Below are 19,791 nucleotides of genomic sequence, written 5' to 3'. Positions count from 1 at the left end.
GGTTACCTCCAGGAAGTGGGAGGGGTTAGAGATGGAAGAATGCTCACCTTCATGGTGCCATGAACACTGTTTCGTGTCAAGAACATTGTTCCGGCAACGTCAGTTTTGAAAGTTATTAATGAAATGGAATCAAAGATGTTTTCATCAATGTGGAGAAGGAGAAACCTGTGGGTAGGTATTCAGCTACGCGATCACGTCGGCAATTCGAGGCAGAAAGTGTCTCTTTCGTGCCCTTACTCCTCGCAGCAAATACAAGATTCTGCGACCCGGTTGTCGGGGACTCATATATCGGTGATTTTCCCAGGCTCCGGCCATTTGAGGCGGTGTTCTATCCCGGCAGATCTGAACGCATCCTCGATCTGCCGTCGCGATTCGGAAAAGTGTCTCCATCCTTCGTAATGTAAGGGAATAATAACGGCATGTCCGAAAGCGTGAGCAGCCTTGATCCCGTCATCGGCCGTCATGGTGAGATGCTCGGGCCCTACTTCCGGCACTCGGGCCGCTCCCATGAACAAGATGGCAATTCGGACATCGAATCGAGCGCCCACTTCAGCCACGCCTTCATACCAGACCGTGTCACCTGAAACGTATATAGCGCTTTGGGGCAGGTCTGCTGAAGTCAGGACAAACCCTGTGACAGGGCCACGATCTCCATCAATGGGACCGTGACGTGCCGGCGTTCCCGTTACCCGAAGGACTTTGCCATTTGGAGCTTGTATCTCGATTTCCTGCCATGGGGCAAGCCCCACAGCATTGCCGCCCAATCGCTCGGCTCCCGCCCGAGTCGTCAGAACAGTCTTCGCTCTTGTGAGGAAAGCGCGACCTGAACAGTCGAGATTATCAAAATGATGATCGTGGCTGAGCAATACAACATCTATGCGGCCCAGAGACTCAGGGAGCATGGCAGGGGAAGCCAGTTTTTGCAGAGTGTACATGCTCGTGACATATTCCTCGCCGGCAGGATCAAAGGTGGGATCCGTGAGCAATCGCAGCCCATTCACTTCCAGGAGGGCTGTCGGTCCACCGATATAGGTGAATTGAATACTCTTCATAGTAACCTCATACGCTGTCATTAGAGCTATCGTCCGTACACACCCCAGCCCTTGCTGCCGATTCTCAGCATATGAACTTCCGGGACTCGACAAGTCAGACCCGACACCATCCATATCACGGATTCTTTGTGGCTGCACTCAATGTAATTGATACTCCTCTTCAACTCTATCCGACGCCAGCTTGGTCGTTGAGGAACGAATGGCTCGATATGTCCCGGGAACGGAGCGGAAAGAAATACTCAGGCGATTCCAGACGTTAATGAGAGCAACGGCCGCCGTAAGATTTATTATTTCCGCTTCTGTAAACCATTTTCGTGCTTCTTCGTAGACATCGTCAGGCACATGTCTGTCGGTTATCAATGTGACGGCTTCAGTCCAGGCTAGAGCTGCCATTTCGCGGTCGGTGTAAAAAGGTGTTTCTCTCCATGCATTCAGCTCGTAGATCCGCTGTTCGGTTTCGCCTCGAGCCCGGGCGTTTTTTGTATGCATGTCGATACAATAGGCACATCCATTAATCTGTGAAGCTCTAAGCATCACAAGATCTATGAGAGAGGGTTCCAATCCACAATTATGTATATAATCGGTAAATGGTCGTACTGCTTTCAACAGCTCGGGGGCTGCTTTTGCGAATTCGATTCGAGAGCGCATTTTGTTTCTCCTGTTGCATGAGGGCGACTGTACCAACCAACCCAAAACCAATTACTCCCCCTTGAACCTGTACCAGAAACTTCTTACCTTGCCATTTTCACTGCTCTGCAAGGTATTTCTGCTACTCTTAGACAGCAATGTAGCCTTATTTGTTCTCTAGACGTTCAGCAGGTATCATCTGTTTAAGCTATTTCTTGGAGCAATTAGTCATTTCCTGGAGATGAACTATCCGGACTGTCCCGGATTCCGGAGTCTCCAACTTCTGATATAATTCACCTGGTGCATCAGTTCAATTGGAGCCTTCCGTATGGACCGAACAGCAATCTGCCTTAGAGGTTCGATTGGGCCACGTCCAATTTGGGGAACAAATCCGGTGCTTATCGAACACGATTTCTCCGGACTGTAACTGCATTCGTCCAGAGAAAAAATCTTGATCCAATCCCCAATTTCTAGCCCGATGATGACTCGGATTTCTTCTGTTTACGGAGACCTGTGCAGCGGAGACCGTATTCTGCCGAGAAGAAAACATCTAGCACAGTATTGACAAGAGGTTCAGAACGGACTAAAAATAAAAATCTATACATAAGCGCCCTTAGCTCAGCTGGATAGAGCGTCTGACTACGGATCAGAAGGTCGGGAGTTCGAATCTCTTAGGGCGCACCAGAAATCATACAAGAATCCGCCTAGTGGCTTGAACTGCGTTAGGGCGGATTTTCTTTTTAGGACAACCGATCCATTTTTCGGCAGTAAGTGAACACGTAATCAGGATGATGCCACGCATTTCTACAACATGCTTGACGATTCGAAGACTTACGAACTCTCATCCCTTGAGTTTGCATTGGCTACCAAGTATTCTCTCTTTGGTTTTGTATTTGAAACCAAATATGATTTAATACAGTTAACGTCAGAGAGAATTCCCGGGATTTCTTAGAAATACACCTGAAGAACTCAGAAAACCAAAAAGATTTCATTCAGATGACCATGATAAAAGAATTTGATCAAATCCAGAGAGAATGGGAGCATACGTTCGATGCTATCCCCGATGCCATCATGATCCTGGACAATCATCATAGAATAGTACGGATGAACAGGGCTATGGCTGAGGCCTTAGGTACCTCTCCTCAGCACCCCGTCGGCAAGAACTGTTATGAAGTTCTTCATTGTACGGATGCTCCGATTGCGTGTTGTCCGCACTCTCAGCTTTTGAACGATGGACGGGAACACTTTGCCGAGATTTGCGATGAACGGTTAGGCGGAACATTCAGGGTGAGCGTATCCCCCATTTATGGCACAAACGGCCAGATAATCGGAAGCGTGCATGTGGCTCGAGATATATCTGCTCTGAAACAAGCCGAAGACGAGTTGCGTAATGCGAGTAGAGAGCTTGAGAAACGAGTGGAAGAGCGGACAGCAGAGCTAAAAGCCGTGAATGAAAAGCTTCTTCTGGAAATAAGAGAACGCGAAATTGCGCAAGAGGCACTTCGTGGGAGTGAAGAGCGTTTTCGCGCCATATGCGAAAGTGCTCGGGATATTATCTTTGTAAAGGATCTTAATCATACGTATACTCACGTTAATCCTGCAATGGAAAAGCTCCTGTCTTTGCCTTCCGACAAGATTATTGGATTAAAGGCCAAGGATGTTTACGGGGAAAAGGCCGGAAAACATATTACTGAAGTTGAATTGCGGGTGCTAACAGGAGATCTCGTCGAGGAAGAACATACAAGACCTGTGAACGGTGTTCAGCTCACTTTTCATGACATTAGAGTCCCGCTGAGGAATGCAACAGGCACAATCATAGGAATTTGCGGTATGTCACGAGACATAACCGATCGAAAAAACGTGTTACGAGCTGCTCTTCCCTCATATCCGGATTATCCTTCTGCATCAATCCGAAAGACGCTGGAGGCAGCCAGATTAGCAGCCGTAACCGACAGTCTCGTGCTTTTGACGGGGGAAAGTGGTAGCGGTAAAGATTATCTCGCTCGGTATATACATGATCATTCGGATAGGACGGCAGGTCCTTTCTTTTCCCTGAATTGTGCCGGAGTACCCTTGGAGTTAGCGGAATCGGAACTTTTCGGGCATGAGGCCGGGGCATTTACCGGAGCAAGTGTGCGTTCGAGAGGTCTTGTGGAATTAGCCGAAGGAGGCACGCTGCTCCTCAATGAAATTGGTGAACTCTCGTTACAACTCCAGGCGAAGTTGTTGACATTCCTGGAAACCAGAACCTTTACACGTCTAGGCGGCAGAAAACCAATCAAAGTAAACGCGAGAATACTTGCAGCGACAAACAGAGATCTCCAGGCGGAAGTGTTATCGGGTCGTTTTCGACTGGATTTGTTTCATAGGTTAAACGTGGTTTGGGTCAAGGTTCCACCGTTGCGGGAACGCACTGAAGATATTCCGATACTGGTCAAGCAAATCCTCGATGTTCTCAGAGTAGACATGCAACTTCAGAGCGTGCCGGATATCGATAAGAACACTCTCGAAACACTTAGCCTTTATTCTTGGCCTGGAAATATCAGAGAATTGCGGAATTTCCTCGAGCGTTCAATCATCATGTCCAGAGGAAACAGGATTGACGGTTCCTTTTTGAACGCAGAAGAAGTCTGTCATGCTGACAAGTGCTGGACTCTCAGATTTCCTCCGGTTCCGTCTTTGGATGAAGTAATCCGCGATCTGAAGGAAGACATGGTAAAGGAGAGCCTCCATCATACCGGCGGAAACAAACAAGAGGCGTCACGGCTGCTGGGGATTTCTCGATTCAGCTTAAGGCGTTTGCTTGAGAGCATGAGCGAGCGGAATCGCACATAGACTTTTCATGATGTGCGAAATAGCACATCACAAAACAGCCATAACTTCAAACCTTCCACATACCCAAAAATCAAAGCGTGCGGATTCGCACATTTCCACCCTATAACTGCAATTGACTCTCACCTCGTCTTTGTCTGCCGACATCGCTAGTATCTAATTTTACTTAACTATTTTTCGCGACCGTTCTATACACCGTGTGGCACATATCCTGCTTAACGGACATGAAAACTCACAAAAGCGAAAGCAGGCTCACATAATAATCATAATCACCAAACAAACTAGGAGGTTAATACGACATGGATGTCATAACACTTTCCAGATTGCAGTTTGCTGTTGCTTGTTACTTCCATTTCTTATTTGTGCCTCTGACTCTGGGACTTTCCGTATTAGTGGCTATCATGGAGACTCAGTTCGTCAGAACCGGAGACAGCGAGTACAAGAGAATGGCAAAATTTTGGGGCAAGTTATTTGTGATCAATTTTGCCCTGGGGGTGGTAACAGGAATAACGCTCGAATTTCAGTTTGGTACAAATTGGTCGCGCTATTCCAAATATGTTGGCGACATATTCGGCTCACTCCTGGCAATTGAGGCCACGGTAGCCTTCTTCCTCGAATCCACTTTTATTGGAGTTTGGCTCTTCGGGTGGAAAAGGCTGTCTCCCAAAGCACATGCGGCATGTATCTGGCTTGTGGCAGCAGCCTCGAACATATCTGCTTACTGGATTCTGGTTGCAAACTCCTGGATGCAGCATCCGGTAGGATATGTAATACGAAATGGCAGAGCGGAGCTGTCCGATTTCTGGGCTGTAGTCACGCAACCTTATGCCATATGGATGTTTCTCCACGTTATTGCCGGTGCTTACATTCTTGCCGCTTTCTTCATGATGGGCATAAGTGCGTATCACATACTGAGACGCCGAGAAATCGATTTCTTCAAACGTTCTTTCAGGATCGCAGTGACTTTTGCCGTGATTTTTTCTGTTGCCGAGATCTTCATTGGTGATTTTCACGGAAAAGAAATGGTGAAAGCTCAACCTTTGAAAGCTGCCGCTACAGAGGCTGTTTGGGAGACGACGAAAGGAGCTCCGCTGTACCTGTTCTCTATTCCGGACGAGGCGAATGAAAGAAACTCTGTGGAACTATTCGGCATTCCAAATTTGTTGAGTTGGGTGGCTACAGGCGACAAAAACGGTGTTTATAGAGGTCTCAAGGATTGGCCAAAAGAAGAGAGACCGCCTGTTGCCCTCACCTTCTGGTCCTTCAGGGTGATGATCGGACTTGGGCTGTTCTTTGTTATCGTCAGTATTATCGGATGGATAAAAAGGAACAATATTGAGAACAATCCCGCGCTTCTTAGACTGATCTTGTTCTCTATTCCTGCTCCATACTTAGCTTTGGAAGCAGGATGGACTGTGACGGAAATGGGGCGTCAACCGTGGATAGTCTACGGTATGATGAAGACCGCCGATGCTGCTTCAAGTCTTATCGGGGCTCAAGTGAGCCTTTCTCTTGGAGCTTTCATCTTAGTCTATTCTTTCCTCGGGGTAGCGTGTTTCTATTTGATTGCCAAATACGCTCGTAAAGGTCCCGATCCGGCTCCTTCCAGAACTCCCGAGTACATTGGTGCAGAAGACGAATCATATTCCCAGGTGCCGGAACCTGCGTCGGCTACGAACAACTAGGAAGAGGTGGCAACATGCTAGAAACTATATGGTTCGCATTGTGGGGTATTCTTTGGGCAGTGTATTTCATGCTCGACGGTTTCGATCTGGGCGCCGGAATACTTACTCCCGTTTTGGCCCGCAACGACAATGAGAAACGGTCGGTTTACAATTCTATGGGACCGTTTTGGGATGGAAATGAAGTGTGGCTGATTACCGCAGGAGGAGTTACGTTTGCGGCATTTCCAACGACGTATGCAGTTATGTTCAGCGCTTTGTATACGCCTCTTCTCCTGCTGTTGTTCGCTCTGATTTTTCGGGCAGTGGCTTTGGAATTCAGGAGCAAAGAAGAATTTGCCGGTTGGAGACGATTCTGGGACATTTCTCTTTTCCTGGGCAGCTTCTTACCGGCTCTCTTACTGGGAGTTGCCTTTGCAAATATTTTCCAGGGGATACCCATTGACGCGGAAGGCATTTTCCATGGCAATCTTCTGACCCTGTTGAATCCTTACGGTCTACTGGGAGGTGTTCTGTTCGTGCTTCTCTTCGCAGTCCATGGAGCCTTATGGCTGGCAATCAAGACTGAAGACCCGGTTGCAGAAAGAGCAGGCAATATGGCAGCCATTTTGTGGATAGCTCAATTGGCAATGGCAGTTGTGTTCCTGATTGCTACATGGTTTTTCACAGAATTGTACAACAACTATTTGACTTATCCCATTCTCTGGGTCATTCCAATCGTGACCGTGGCGGCTCTGATTGCGACGCGGGCATTCATAGCAAAAGGCGCATGGTGGAAAGCTTGGGCTACGTCCTGCCTGACGATTGTGGGAGCGACACTGTTTGGAGTGACCGGATTGTACCCGAATCTTTTTCCATCCAGTCTGAATTCTGCATACAGTCTCACAGTCTTCAATTCGGCCTCAAGCCCGCTCACATTGAAGATCATGTTAGGAGTGGCATTGACGTTCGTACCAATTGTTATCGCTTACCAGGTATGGAGTCACTACCTTTTCAGAGATGGGCTCACGGCTGAGGAATTGGCTCAGGAGGAGGCATACTAAGAATTCATCGGAAGAGATTCACTAGACGGATTCGTACACGCGATGTCTCCTCAGGACGAGTCTGAGCCATCAGATTAACGGTTAATACGGCGAAGTACAGACAAAAGGCAAGCGATATCTCTTGACAATATTACACAACCCAAAGAGGTATCTCTTGTCTCGAGTCCTAATAAACTAACTAACGACGCTGCTTGCAACTACAAACGCTGTTTGTCCTCGGCACGGGGCTATGGGCAATCTAATAATATGCATTGTGCCACAACAAAGGGAACCGCCAGTATAGAGCCAATCGTCTCTCCCAAAGTTTCAGCGGATGTAACCACTCGATTCGTTGGACCGGCTGGCACTGGAGCGTTCGCACAAAAAGTTCCGGTAACCCCTGAACCGGCCGTTGCCGGCACACACCATCCAGTTGCAGGAGCGACGCACTGAATGGAACTAGAGCCGGTGGAGGCCTGGCCTGCAGCAAAAACAGCTCGGGGCACTGAAGCATTCACGAGAAAGATTCCGACCGCCAGGATAACCACCACACTAATATATGCTTTGATTTTCATGTTATTACCTCTAGGTCATTCCTCGGAAGGTCCTCTAAATTCTAAACTTTTACAATTTACGTACCAGATGCAGTTTGCTTGTAAAGGATTCAGAAAAGTGAACGTTCAACTGAAATTCCGGAGCCGCCAATGCCGGTGTTCAGATGTCATCACGGTTATACCATCAGGTACGTTTTCTCTCAGAGTATCGAGCACCGTTGGTTGGAGGCTGCAGCGATCGAGCATTCGCCTCCAGGAATTCCTTTGAAACACGAAGTGAACGAATTATGTTCTTTTTCAGAACGCAAATGTAGAAAGGAAAAGTTATGGGCGAATTGACAAGACTCTATTTTTCACCTTTTAAGGTAAAATTACTGAGCTTTTTAATTATAGTGATGGGACTCTGTATGGTTTACTTATTTTACCTACTTGATAATTATCAGGCCGAAATCGCCGATCTGCAGGAAAGAGTCTCTGTCTGCGAATCCACACAAGGACAAGAACTGAACAAAGACCAAAGGTTTATTTTTACTTTTCATAATCATAACAGCGAACCGGCCAGATTTAGATAACATATACAAAGGGCCCCCGAAAGGCTCTTTTTTATTGGAAAAATCTTCTCAGGAAGCTTAGCTCACGACCGTTTTGAGAGACATGCGAGCACAACTCTCTACGGTCGGATCATCAATGCAAACGTATCGGTTTGCTCGGCGAATTCTGTAAGCAATATAGCGGTTATCGAAAGTCTTGACGGAATCCAATGCCTGCAATGAGAAGAATCAGTAGCGCCGGCGTCCCTGCCGGCGAGAACTTATTGATTTGTTTGGTGAATTGTTCGCCGGCACGGAGGCCGGCGCTACCAATTGCTGGGAACTGCTCTTCACAATCCGTGATTACTTTCGAGAATCGGTATATGTCTTCAGCTTGGCATTCGATGGCCTATTTCCACGCTCTTCTCTGCACACGCATGAACCCCAATATGCCCTTTCCATATTTAGTGCTTGACACTATTTTAACATTTTAATATACATATATCCTCAGTAATATATGTGACTGCTGCCCAAAGGAGGATCTTTTGAAAAGTAAATCGATGTGGTGTGTCGCTGTCTTGGCCTTAACCCTATTTCCATTGTTCGCTGCGCAAGCCTATTCTCTCGATGGTCAGATGGGGTACAATCAGGGACCGGTGCGAATACAAACATATAATTCAGCGAATCCTAGCCAGCCTCTTCATCAGAAGGTCCCGCAGTACCAGGTTCCGACTTATCCGGCAGCGACCGTCCCGAATAGGCAGCGGGTGGTTGCGCAACAACAGGCCACGTCTGGGACAGCTTATCAAGAGCGCCTTCCGGACATCCGAACAAATCAGATGCAGCGGCAGGCGACCAAACCAGCGGCAAAAAAGAAACCGGTCCAAAGTGCTGCTGCAAAGGCCGGCCACCCTTCAAGACAAACACCTGTCAAACAGGGCCAACTGCAATCTGCTGCGTACTCATACCAACCGACCTACCCTGCTCAGTACCGTTCCGCACCGCAGCAAGGGTACTACCAAAACCCTTCGACCGGCTTCTACGGAAACTCGTATCAGAATAGGTACATGGCCGCTCCCAATTATTACCAGGGGTACTCGTACAGCGGGTGGGGTTCAGCGGGACAAGCATGTCCTCCCGGACGGGCTTGAGGCTTCTAGAAACCCCGGTCGGGGTATAAGCTGTAATGTAATACACTTCTGCAATCTCATTGTATGAAAACATTGGTTTCCGACATTTCGCCAAACAATGGTAGGCAAGATTGGTTGTAATACTATTCGTTAGATAAAAGGGGCAGCGCAGCGGTGCCCCTTGATCCTTATCCATGAAGATGTATTATTCTGTTATAATTCGACAAACAGGACTTCTCGGAAAACGGGAAGACTCTCGTTCCGAGGACGTAGCTCGACCCACGCTCGAATACCGAGCGGCATCGGAGATTTCCTCTTGAGGCCTCACGTGCGCGGGAATCATGTACGGGCGATCCGGACCTGCGCAGCATCCGGTCCCCAGCTTCCCGCTTCGTACGGCAAGAGGAGTCTGGACAGGTTATCGCAATCTGCGCAGTGCTGCAGGACCGGGTCCAGGAAAGCCCAGCACAATTCGACGCTGTCCTGCCTCCAGAAGAGCATCTGATCTCCCTGCATACAGTCGATAAGTGCCTTTTCATATGCATCCAGGATCGGCCCTTCGTAATTCTGTTGGTAATTGAAATCCATAGTGACCGATCGAAGACACACTTTGGCGCCAGGATATTTTGTCTCGAATGTGAGGTTTATCTTCTCCTCAGGCTGGATTCCGAGTGTCAAAAAATTGGCTATTATGTCCTCATCGAGAACTTTCTGAAAAAGTAAGTGAGGCACGTTCTTGAAATAAATGACTATTTCCGTCAGCTTTTTTGCTAGCCTTTTCCCCGAGGTCAGATAGAAAGGAACGTCCTGCCATCGCCAGTTGTCGATGAAGACTTTCAACATGCCGAATGTCGGAGTGAACGAATCCGGTTTGACTCCAGGCTCCTCCCGATACCCCGGAACTCGCTTCCCTTCTACTACTCCAGGGCCATATTGGCCCAATAGGAGGTTCTTTGACGGATCGTCACGTTCAATGGGCCTGAGAGACCGAAACACTTTTACATGCTCATCCCTGACCGGTTCCGCCTCGAAAACAGCCGGGGGTTCCATTGCCGTCACAGCAAGGAGTTGCATCATGTGATTCTGAAACATATCGCGTAAAACGCCCGCCTCTTCATAGTAGGCTGCCCTCTTTTCCACCCCGAGGGATTCAACAGCAGTTATGCGTACCCGGTCTATGAACATTCTGTTCCATAGCGGCTCAAAGATGGCATTGGCAAAACGGAATATGAGAACATTCTGGACAGTCTCTTTGGCGAGGTAATGATCGATGCGGAAGATCTGGTATTCGTTGAAGTATTCGTGAAGCTGTCGATCCAGCTCTTGCGCTGATTTCAAATCGTGCCCGAAAGGCTTCTCGACGACGAGGCGGCTCCACGCACTGCCGTCCCCGGCCTCACCGGAAAGTCCTGCTTTGCCTAGCATAGCGGCTACGCTTCCATATGCGGAAGGCGGTATGGCAAGATAAAAGATTCTGTTAGCCCGGGTACCATGCTTGCCTTCGAGCTTTTCGAGTGTGCTGGAAAGTTCATGGAATGAATCTATGGATCTGAGATCCATTTGCTTGTAATAGAGGTGCGAAGCAAACTCGTCCCATCTGGTCAAATCCATTCCTTCTAAAGCGTGCTTTATCATGCCTTGGAACTGTTCGTGGGACATTTCCGAACGAGCCGCACCCAGGATAACGAAAGACTCAGGCAACGCCTCGGATAGATACAAATTGTAAAGAGAAGGGGCCAACTTTCGAGTGGTCAAGTCTCCAGAGGCGCCGAAGATCACCAGTGAACAGGGTTCGACAGGCCGATCCGCTACACAGGCCCGCGGAGAAATTTTCACATCCGCGGCCTGGCCTTTCACCATCAGGTCAACGTATGTGTCAAGGCTTTCACGGTCCAACGCCATTTTTCCACCCTCCCAATCGGTCAAAGCAATTCTCTGGCCCGAGCTGTTCATACGTTCTATTCGACTGCAATTTTCAGAGAAACGTTCCAAAATTGGTGGCTGCTCGCGAACGCTTGACTTTCGCACTCCCCCAAGGCAGCCTCGACACTCGTGGGAATTTGCTTTCCAATATATAATACGGTTTGAAATTTCCTTTTCGCACTGACCTGGCTCGCAGGTCGCCTCAACGAGAACTATCTTGACCGCAAGTTCGCATACAGAGAATATCAGCTACCTCACCTGGCAAAAACTGTAAATGGTGTTGCAGGTATCTGCATACAGCTTCTCAAGCCAGTGTTCCTTCGGTGCCTGATCGGTCACTTCCATTCCGCATTCGGGGCATACTTTGATCTTTCCCAGGCGGCGAAGGACTCGGTGAACCGTGGCCACGAATGTGGCATGGCTCCAGGTTAGTGGCGATACCGACAACGGTGCCCCGGTCAAGGGATGAACTTGCTCTGCCAGTACGCCTGAAGGAAGAGCGTGATTTGCCACCCACTTCAAGAGTTCCACGGCAGGGGAAACCTCTATTTCTGTTTCCGCTCTGTCTGCAAAAAAATCAGCGAGCCACAATGTGCATACAAACCAGGGGTTTCCGGGGAAGTCGTTGCTCACCCGGTGATAGATGTCCCCTTCGTAGCGAGCCATTCCTCCCACCTCCGTCTTGACCCATAGTCTCTCCCTTAGGTCTTCCATGGTAGTAATGATTTTCGGATCGTGAGGGGAATAGAGTCCGAAAGCAAACAGGCCGGCCAGGCTTGCATCTCTTGTTGAATCAATTTGTAGTGCGCCTTTATCGTCCCGGAAAATCATCCTGCAGAAACGATTCAATTCAGGCCGCCACAGATAGGTAGAAGCTCCGTCTCGAATTTCCGCGGCTGCCCGCATGTAACGGCTAGCCACGTCTTTTTCTCCGAATGCCTCACAGAACAGCGAGGCCGCAGTAATTCCACTGAAGACCGCCGCAACCGTAAAACTCAGAATGCCGCGTCGTTCCTCCCATATATCGTAAGACGGAGCTGGGAGTCCCGTCTCTTTATCCCTGTAATCACACATAAAATCAGCAGCTTTTTTGATAAGCGATTTATAGAGAGGCTTTATGAATTCAACGTCGCGGCGGTACACGAAATGGTGCCACAACGCCCATATCACAAGAGCCGTCTCATCTTCCTGTATAGGCAGTTGAGGATGCCCTTTGTTCAACCACGGATGCCATGAGGAAGCGAGTGTCCCATCCGGGTTGTACTTGTGGAGCAGGTATCCGCCCTGCTCTAATGTATCGGCAGCAAACTGATAGAATCTTTGAGAAAGCTCGGAGAACCCCGCTTGATCGAGAGCATTTGCCACAATAGCCCCATCTCTCGGCCAGACGTATGAGTATGTATCGCGGTTGAATCTGATCACATCGGAGTCGTTACCGGCCAAGATGCCTCCCTTCCAGTCAATCTGGGTTCTCAAAATCAAGAGGCTGCGTCGATAGAGATTTCCGAGTTCGTCGGGCAGCAATTCCAGCCTGGGATTTTCTTTACTTACCCAAAGATGCCAGTAGTCAGACGTTCGCGAGATGATGGTGTCAGGGTGTTTGTCCTTTACAAGCCCATCAATCACCCTCACCTGTTCCCAATTTCGACCTGCGCAAATCCAAACATAAGCTGTTGCGGTGGACGTGCCTTCAATTTGGAGGCTTATGGAAATAACGGAATCCACGGCCCCTTGAGCAATAGGATTTCCTGAGAGCTCGCCATCTTCCGCGTCCCGATAGGTGCCCTCCAAGCCCCCAAGCCTCTTTTGGCCCACGGCAAATCCCGTGAGCCCCTCCGAATCTTCGGTCTTGCCGTTAACGAGGAAATATATGTCATCCTTGTAATGAACTATCCCGCCCGTTTTGGGATCGAATGCCGCAGTGTCCCCGACATCGTTTCCGAATATGCTGAAATCACTGGCAAAGAATACGCGAATTTCCCGTTTCTTCTCATGAAAGTTCTCAATCGACATTTTTCTTACAAAAACATTTTCATGAAAATCAACGGTGTCATTGCAGCGAAGAAGAATTCCCAGAGCCTCATTGTACAGGTTCACATCGGTTACTAAAGTGTCGGACATATATTGCAGATCAATTTTCCAGTCTTCTCCCACCCAGGAGAATCGGCCGTCAATCCATACGCCGAAACGGAAATAGTTGCCTCCGACATGATTTTCCTTTCCCACATGCGGAAAATAGAGGTCTCGAATGCGGTAGTAACTGTCGAAACACACGAGAAGTTTTCCATTGCCGACGGGGATGTCTCTTGGCATGCGGTTGACCTTTTGTTTTTTCGTCAGATTTCCGGGATCCTGCGAAGAGCGCAAGACGTAATTGTAAAATCGCAGCGAGTAACTCACACCAGAGATTATGGTTGAATCAGTTCAATTGGCTACCCGGTGAAGAAGGCCTGCAATTCGCGTATTCCAGCGGGCTAGCTTGATGACGGCCTATCTTCTCTCCTGTTCGGCTTTCTACCACACGACGACGAACCGGAGTTGCTACCAGCGTGGTATGAACCATAAGCGATTCCGAGGATGACCAATCGCCACCCGGGCTAGCCACAAGTAATTTGAAAAATTGAGACACATGGCCATCATACCGGTTCCTCACAATTATTCAGATGTCTGGAATCGTTATTTCACAGTTACTAATACCATTTCGCAGTTGCACATAAGATCGCGAAGGCTGGGGTGTCCTGAGCGGAGTGATTAGACGGCCTTGCGTCGTCCGGAGCGAAGGATACCTCCAGCCTCCCTGATTATGAACAGAAAAGCGAATCGGTATAACACGATGAAACCGGTGCGAATCTTAGAGATTCCATTGCTTGGTGATTCGAAAGTAGAGCTCAAGTTCCAGAGAAATAGATGATTGGAAACTCATTGCAAAGAGCAGTCTCTCAGCTACATTTGACAGACGGGGCGAGAAGAGCATAGCCGGTCAACCACAAAGGCAAACCGGCCATGTCGGGAGTTCTGTTTTTCTAATTCGGCATGGTCGTATCCGGGAAAAACAGGTTGGCATTCTGGGTCTTTGCCGTCTGGATCGACGACAGATATTGCTCCAACTGAGTTCTGATCTGATCCGCGGTACGGTACTTCATTGCTGAAAGACCTACAGCCACAATCAGGAGATTGGAACACAGATTTTCCCACGTGAATTCCAGATCATCACACAGCTTGAGTAAGACGTCGTCATCGATCGCTTCTCTGGCTATTTTCAGGCCTTCTTTCACCTTCTGGTCCATTTCCGTTATGCTATTTTGCTTGGACATAAGACAGACTCCAATGTACTCGATTCCAATCCTGGCCGAACTCGGAATTATTTATTTCCCAGAGGTCCCTAGGCAGCAGCGGAGGGCATTACTCGGCGGGTTGAAAGCTTAGTTGATATATGCGGTATCCGCATGTTAGGCGAAGTATACTACTATGGGAAAACAAGGATTTCAAGCAAAGAATACCTAAAAATTAACGGGTCATAGCATCGGAGCCGGTCTGTTTTCTCCGTAACAATCGGCGTGTCATTGTTGTTCTTGGCTTATCCCGTTCAAATCAATGAATTGACACGCGGCCTGCTTCCAAGTAACATAACACAAAGATAATACAGTCATCCTGAAAATAGCAGTGTAGTACTTCGTGAGAACAGGCAAAGCAGTTTTGTGCGGATCTCGGATAGATTTGCCCGACCTCATTCCCCGGGCTAGGTCTTGAAGGGACAGGTTCTTCAAACGACCGAACGCATCGAGCGAATTTCCCTCTCGTCGGCCTTTTTCGTACTGTCTTGAGATAGACTGCCGAAAGAAGTACCTGATTCGAGGAAAAGTTCTCTCATTGTTATCTTGCCTACCGCTATGGAAGAATACGATCTTTTAGGTTTGAGTCCTTTTACGGAACAGGAATCTTCATCTTCGTCAATCGCCGAAGACATGTACAGAGATCTAGAAGGAGAGGCGGAAAGCCGTTTGGAAAAGTATTCCTGCCGGGTCTTGACACAGTTGGGAGATCGATTTGGAGCACAATGTCTCATTGTTCTGGTTCGAGACAATAGTAATAATCGGGGAATTCTTCGACTAAGACTCACGCGACAACAGGGCAGATGGAACGTCGAAACGGATATTCCTGACGATAATCATCCCCGTCCGTGTCGTGCCGGACACGCAATACGACCCTCTTTCGTTCTAAAGTCCCAGTTTTGTTATTACCTGGATTTGCCGCATCGTTGGTTCGGGACGCTGAACATCGAGTTCAGCGGGATTACGTTTATCTCATCCGATCAAGACCTGGCTATCAGGCAGGAATTAAGTAATTTCAGCAAAGATGTTACCATTTTGTTGATGGATCGGAGTCTTGCACAACTTCAGAATGCCCTGAATGAAGAAAAGAAAGTGACAGAGGTTCTCCGGGCCCTTACTGCGAATCTGAGCAAAGAATTATATTGCCTGAGTAGTATCGCCAACGTAATCGGACAGTCTTACAATGTTGAGGGCGTTCTTACCCGTGTGCTCGAAGCCATTTTACCCCTTCTTAGAGCTAATTTGGGAGCCATTTATTTTCCGGATACCGGACAATGCGTAAGCTTGCAGTCTCCGAAATCCAATCCCAAAAGGATTGAAGATCCATGGTTGAGGTACTACTTCGAAAGTAAGATTCGCCTCTATGGCGACTCGTCGAAGCTAGATTCTTTTACTATCCAATCTGTGGCCGATCATCCCCGTTTTCCTGTAGTGCTGAAAGCACATCTCACATCGCAAGGAATAGAGTCTGTTCTGGAATTTGCTTTGCGGCACCACCGGGATCTTATAGGCCTGGGCTTTCTCGGGCTCAGAGAGACTAAGAATCGGCCGGCGGACACCAGGTTGCTCATGACGGCCCTCAACATGATAGGCCTCTTCCTTGAGCATATCTCTCTCATGGGAGATCTCGAACGGCAGATTAAGCTTATTTCCAAGGAAAAAAGGGATGCGGAGAGAACACAGCGATTCATTATCGATCACGTCGGCAGATCGTTTTCTTCTCATTCTTTTAAGAGATCTTTCAGCAAAGATCGCCTGCTTGACGAAATAGAACATTCCCGGAATATGGCTCTTCTTGCAGAGCTTGCTTCCGGAATAGCTCATCAGATCAGAAATCCTCTGAACAACCTCGTGTACGCTCTGCATTTGTTGCGGCAGGATAATGTTGAGGAAGGTGAGAAGAAAGATCTCATTCAGAATATTACAGAACGTGTCGAGCTTATAAACAGGATGATCAATGAATTTATCCAATACACTCGAACACAGGACGTAAGCCTTTGTCATGAATCGATTAATGACATCTTGAATAATACGCTTCACTCATTTAAAGGATGGATGGAACTCGCGAGAGTGGAACTCGTGACATCATTCGATCCTGACTTGCCTATGACACGAGCAGATATGTTTCTTCTGAACCAGGCTTTCCACAATATTATCAAGAATGCCATGGAAGCTATAAACAGTGACGGCCACCTGTGGGTTTTCACCCGAAAGCTGAAGATCAGACACGGACCGGAGCCGCGTTTGGAATTTGCTCAGATTGTGATTGAAGATGATGGGCCCGGCCTGGCAGAAGAAGAAATAAGAAAGGTCATGAAACCTTTTTATTCCAGAAAAGAAGGAGGGTTGGGCCTGGGCCTGGCCCTGGTGGATCATATCGTCCGAGTTCACGGAGGAGCCGTAACCCTTGAGAGTCGTCCCAACGGAGGGACCAAGGCTATGATCTGTTTACCCATATGGTGAGATTCTATGCAGTACCGATTGCTCATCGTTGACGATGATATCAATTCCGCCAAGACCCTTGCTCGGATACTCGGGTCCGAGGGATACACCACGGATTATGTAGCGAGTGCCGAGGAAGCACTGACATTACTTGGCGAGATCGATTACGATCTTCTCATTATCGACATGATCCTCCCCGGGATGGATGGCCTTGATTTTCTCAAACGAGCCGTGGAGATCAACCCGGAGACGCTCTCCGTTGTTATCACTGCATACGGCTCGATCGGCACTGCCGTAGACGCACTGAAATCCGGGGCCAGCGATTTTCTCGAAAAACCGGTTGTCCCCGAGAAACTGCTTCTGGTCCTCAGCAGGATTTTTGAAGAAAGGCAGCTCAAACGTGAAGTAGTAGCCTTAAGGGCGAATCTCCAGCAAAGATACCGGTTCGAAAATCTCGTCGGCAAGCATCCGAGGATGCAGAGCATTTTCAATCTGATCGAATCGTTGTCCAACATGGACTCCTCAGTGCTCATCACAGGAGAAACAGGCACCGGCAAGGATCTGGTAGCCAGGGCTATACACTTTCATAGCCTTCGGAAAAGCGGTCCCTTTGTCGCCATAAACTGTGCGTCAGTCCCGGAGACCCTTCTCGAAAGCGAGCTGTTCGGCTACGAGCGCGGAGCGTTTACAGGTGCGGAACGCCGAAAACAGGGCAAACTCGAACAGGCCAACCATGGCACTTTGTTCCTGGATGAAATAGGTGACATGCCCTATTCTCTGCAAAGCAAATTGCTACGGACGATTCAGGACAAAAAGATTGAACGACTCGGCGGTAATAGACTGATATCACTTAATTTCAGAATTATCGCCGCCACCAATAAAGACCTTTCTCAGGAATTGACTGCAAATCGATTTCGCCTCGATCTGTATTACAGGCTCAATGTGGTTCCCATTCACCTGCCGCCATTGAGAGAGCGTTTGGATGACATACCTCTTCTCGCGGCTCACTTCCTCGAGAAACTTGCCATTAATAACAATAAATCCCAATTGACCCTGTCGCACCGGGGAATGTTCAGCTTGATGAAGCATCCGTGGCCCGGCAATGTGCGCGAACTGGAAAATGTACTTGAACGCGCTATGATTATGGCGCAAGACGATTTGATCGACGAAATCCCGTTCTCCCTTGCAGGCACTCAAGTCGACCATAGTAATGACAACGAGCTGTGTCTCCCTTTCGATCCTACCCTCCCCTTAAAGGCACTCAGAGAAGAGACCCTGGCTCGCATGGAAGAACGATATTTTAGACACCTGCTGAAGAAGAATAAGGGAACAGTGAGCCTTACGGCGGCCGATGCTCAGGTGGACGTTCGAACCGTTTTGCGCAAAATGAAGCAATTTGGGCTGGATAAGGCAGAGTTCAAATGAGCTACAGTCTCGTGAGGCGATCGGACTTTTGTGTCTGACATGACATTCGTGTCAGACACAAAAGTCCGATTTGTTTTGCCATTACTTACTTTGTCGTCCTTACAGATAACGCTCTTCACCATTAAATCCAATCACATAGACCCGCCTGGCGACTGTTGGTTAATTGTCTCCATTTTCAACAACCACAGAAACCAACAATTACTTAATTATTCAATTTCTCAAGCAATTTGACACAATCTCAAGATGCTCCTGTTTCAGTGTGACACTTGACCAATTTGGTACAGTATTTGCTTCCTCTATTTACGAATGTACAGGACACGTTTACTTAATAACCTGAATGGCCTTCGTCGGCCGGGCGTTCCCTCTTGCAGCCCCCGAGAACACGGGGTGAGCACAAATTGCCAGAGAAGATAAACTGAATTCGTAACCTAACCTGCTTTCCACACTGTCGATTTTCAGTCAGAGAGGTTCGGTTCCCGAAAGAGAAGAATGGGGATTAGTCTCCATTGATTCGGAACAACTGCGGGTCTGTCCGTACGCCCATCGATCTCGCGCCCTCTGGGGATGGGTGTCCTCTATTGGCACAGAGTAATTCGGGAGTGTTCTGGGTGATCGAACAAGAATTTGCCGATATTTATCCGCTGACAACGGAGAGTCTGCTCGAGTATCTGCCGGATGTGGATTGTACCGAGTGCGGATACTCATCCTGCCGGGCATTTGCGGAAGCCCTGATAAAAGGCAATCCGGCGAGTTGGCGATGTCCGGAGCTGAATGACGAGACCGCATCGGTCTTGAGAAATCTCATGAACTTCGTTCCTCCGGCCATACCTTTCAATGTGATGATGGAGAGCTTATCTCCGGGCCTCATCAGCGTCCGTTTGCCCGTCGCGTCTTCTCCCGTACTCGTAACGTGCAATTTCCGTGAGACGGTGCACCTCCTGGAGAATGTCCTGGATAGTTGCGGAATGAGCGTGTTCATCCTCGTGAGCGACACCAAAGGATATAGCGTGGACAATGCAGTGGAAGAAAAGAGATTCACCCCCTTTGAGATCCTCAAGGTGATAACGGAGACGGCGGTAGGCTCAATGGCGAACCATAGAAGCCTCGTGATACCCGGTCTGGCAAGGCATCTCGCAGGTCAAATCAAGCAGGTGACCGGCTGGCAAGTTATGGTTGGCCCGGTCAGTGGCCTGGAGTTGCCTCTGTTTTTGCTCAAGGAGGGATTGATAGGTCAATAAGA

Annotated in this window: 13 protein-coding genes and 1 tRNA gene; 8 read left to right on the top strand and 6 right to left on the bottom strand. The window is 48.5% G+C overall.

Going from position 1 to position 19,791, the window contains the following annotated elements; translation table 11 throughout:
- Window positions 1-281: 281 nt before the first annotated feature.
- A complete protein-coding gene (locus DESTI_RS10270; RefSeq protein WP_014809898.1) occupies window positions 282-1,052 on the bottom strand; it encodes an MBL fold metallo-hydrolase in 771 nt (256 codons plus the stop codon).
- Window positions 1,053-1,190: 138 nt separating this feature from the next.
- Window positions 1,191-1,700 carry a carboxymuconolactone decarboxylase family protein gene (locus DESTI_RS10265; RefSeq protein ID WP_014809897.1) on the bottom strand — a complete coding sequence of 170 codons (510 nt, stop codon included), beginning with the start codon at window positions 1,698-1,700 and terminating at the stop codon, window positions 1,191-1,193.
- Window positions 1,701-2,286: 586 nt separating this feature from the next.
- Between DESTI_RS10265 and DESTI_RS10260 the strand changes: the two genes are divergently transcribed.
- From DESTI_RS10260 to cydB, 4 genes are all read left to right on the top strand, one after another.
- Window positions 2,287-2,363, top strand: a tRNA-Arg gene (locus tag DESTI_RS10260).
- A 318-nt stretch (window positions 2,364-2,681) separates the two neighbouring features.
- On the top strand, window positions 2,682-4,514 hold the full coding sequence (locus tag DESTI_RS28710) for a sigma 54-interacting transcriptional regulator (protein ID WP_169316379.1): 1,833 nt from the start codon (window positions 2,682-2,684) through the stop codon (window positions 4,512-4,514).
- Window positions 4,515-4,810: 296 nt separating this feature from the next.
- Window positions 4,811-6,196, top strand: coding sequence for a cytochrome ubiquinol oxidase subunit I (locus DESTI_RS10250; protein ID WP_014809895.1), 1,386 nt, complete (start codon window positions 4,811-4,813; stop codon window positions 6,194-6,196).
- A gap of 14 nt (window positions 6,197-6,210) precedes the next feature.
- Entirely contained in the window at window positions 6,211-7,236 is a 1,026-nt protein-coding gene (cydB, locus tag DESTI_RS10245) for a cytochrome d ubiquinol oxidase subunit II (RefSeq protein WP_014809894.1), read from the top strand.
- A gap of 227 nt (window positions 7,237-7,463) precedes the next feature.
- Here the strand turns inward: cydB and DESTI_RS10240 are convergent, their stop codons facing one another.
- Window positions 7,464-7,790, bottom strand: a complete 327-nt coding sequence (locus tag DESTI_RS10240; RefSeq protein WP_014809893.1) for a hypothetical protein — start codon at window positions 7,788-7,790, stop codon at window positions 7,464-7,466.
- Window positions 7,791-8,844: 1,054 nt separating this feature from the next.
- On the opposite strand from DESTI_RS10240, the gene DESTI_RS10225 reads away from it, so the two are divergent.
- The gene (locus DESTI_RS10225; RefSeq protein WP_014809890.1) at window positions 8,845-9,450 is read left to right on the top strand and encodes a hypothetical protein; all 606 of its coding nucleotides are present in this window, start codon (window positions 8,845-8,847) and stop codon (window positions 9,448-9,450) included.
- 318 nt (window positions 9,451-9,768) lie between these two features.
- On the opposite strand, the gene zwf is transcribed toward DESTI_RS10225, so the two are convergent.
- The 3 genes from zwf to DESTI_RS10210 all read right to left on the bottom strand — a co-directional run bounded on the left by zwf (window position 9,769) and on the right by DESTI_RS10210 (window position 14,666).
- Window positions 9,769-11,331, bottom strand: coding sequence for a glucose-6-phosphate dehydrogenase (gene zwf, locus DESTI_RS10220; protein WP_014809889.1), 1,563 nt, complete (start codon window positions 11,329-11,331; stop codon window positions 9,769-9,771).
- 270 nt (window positions 11,332-11,601) lie between these two features.
- On the bottom strand, window positions 11,602-13,665 hold the full coding sequence (locus tag DESTI_RS10215) for a glycoside hydrolase family 15 protein (protein WP_014809888.1): 2,064 nt from the start codon (window positions 13,663-13,665) through the stop codon (window positions 11,602-11,604).
- Window positions 13,666-14,375: 710 nt separating this feature from the next.
- On the bottom strand, window positions 14,376-14,666 hold the full coding sequence (locus DESTI_RS10210; RefSeq protein ID WP_014809887.1) for a hypothetical protein: 291 nt from the start codon (window positions 14,664-14,666) through the stop codon (window positions 14,376-14,378).
- Window positions 14,667-15,317: 651 nt separating this feature from the next.
- On the opposite strand from DESTI_RS10210, the gene DESTI_RS10205 reads away from it, so the two are divergent.
- The 3 genes from DESTI_RS10205 to DESTI_RS10195 all read left to right on the top strand — a co-directional run bounded on the left by DESTI_RS10205 (window position 15,318) and on the right by DESTI_RS10195 (window position 19,789).
- Window positions 15,318-17,147 (top strand): sensor histidine kinase, encoded by a 1,830-nt coding sequence (locus DESTI_RS10205; protein ID WP_169316378.1) that lies wholly within the window; start codon window positions 15,318-15,320, stop codon window positions 17,145-17,147.
- Window positions 17,148-17,153: 6 nt separating this feature from the next.
- A complete protein-coding gene (locus tag DESTI_RS10200) occupies window positions 17,154-18,551 on the top strand; it encodes a sigma-54-dependent transcriptional regulator (protein WP_014809885.1) in 1,398 nt (465 codons plus the stop codon).
- A 608-nt stretch (window positions 18,552-19,159) separates the two neighbouring features.
- On the top strand, window positions 19,160-19,789 hold the full coding sequence (locus tag DESTI_RS10195) for a (Fe-S)-binding protein (RefSeq protein WP_014809884.1): 630 nt from the start codon (window positions 19,160-19,162) through the stop codon (window positions 19,787-19,789).
- The last annotated feature ends 2 nt before the right edge of the window (window positions 19,790-19,791 follow it).

Source organism: Desulfomonile tiedjei DSM 6799, from assembly GCF_000266945.1.
Taxonomy (GTDB): Bacteria; Desulfobacterota; Desulfomonilia; order Desulfomonilales; family Desulfomonilaceae; genus Desulfomonile; species Desulfomonile tiedjei.
The sequence above is the reverse complement of the archived record's forward strand: the minus strand, read 5'-3'. Positions and strand labels throughout refer to the sequence as shown.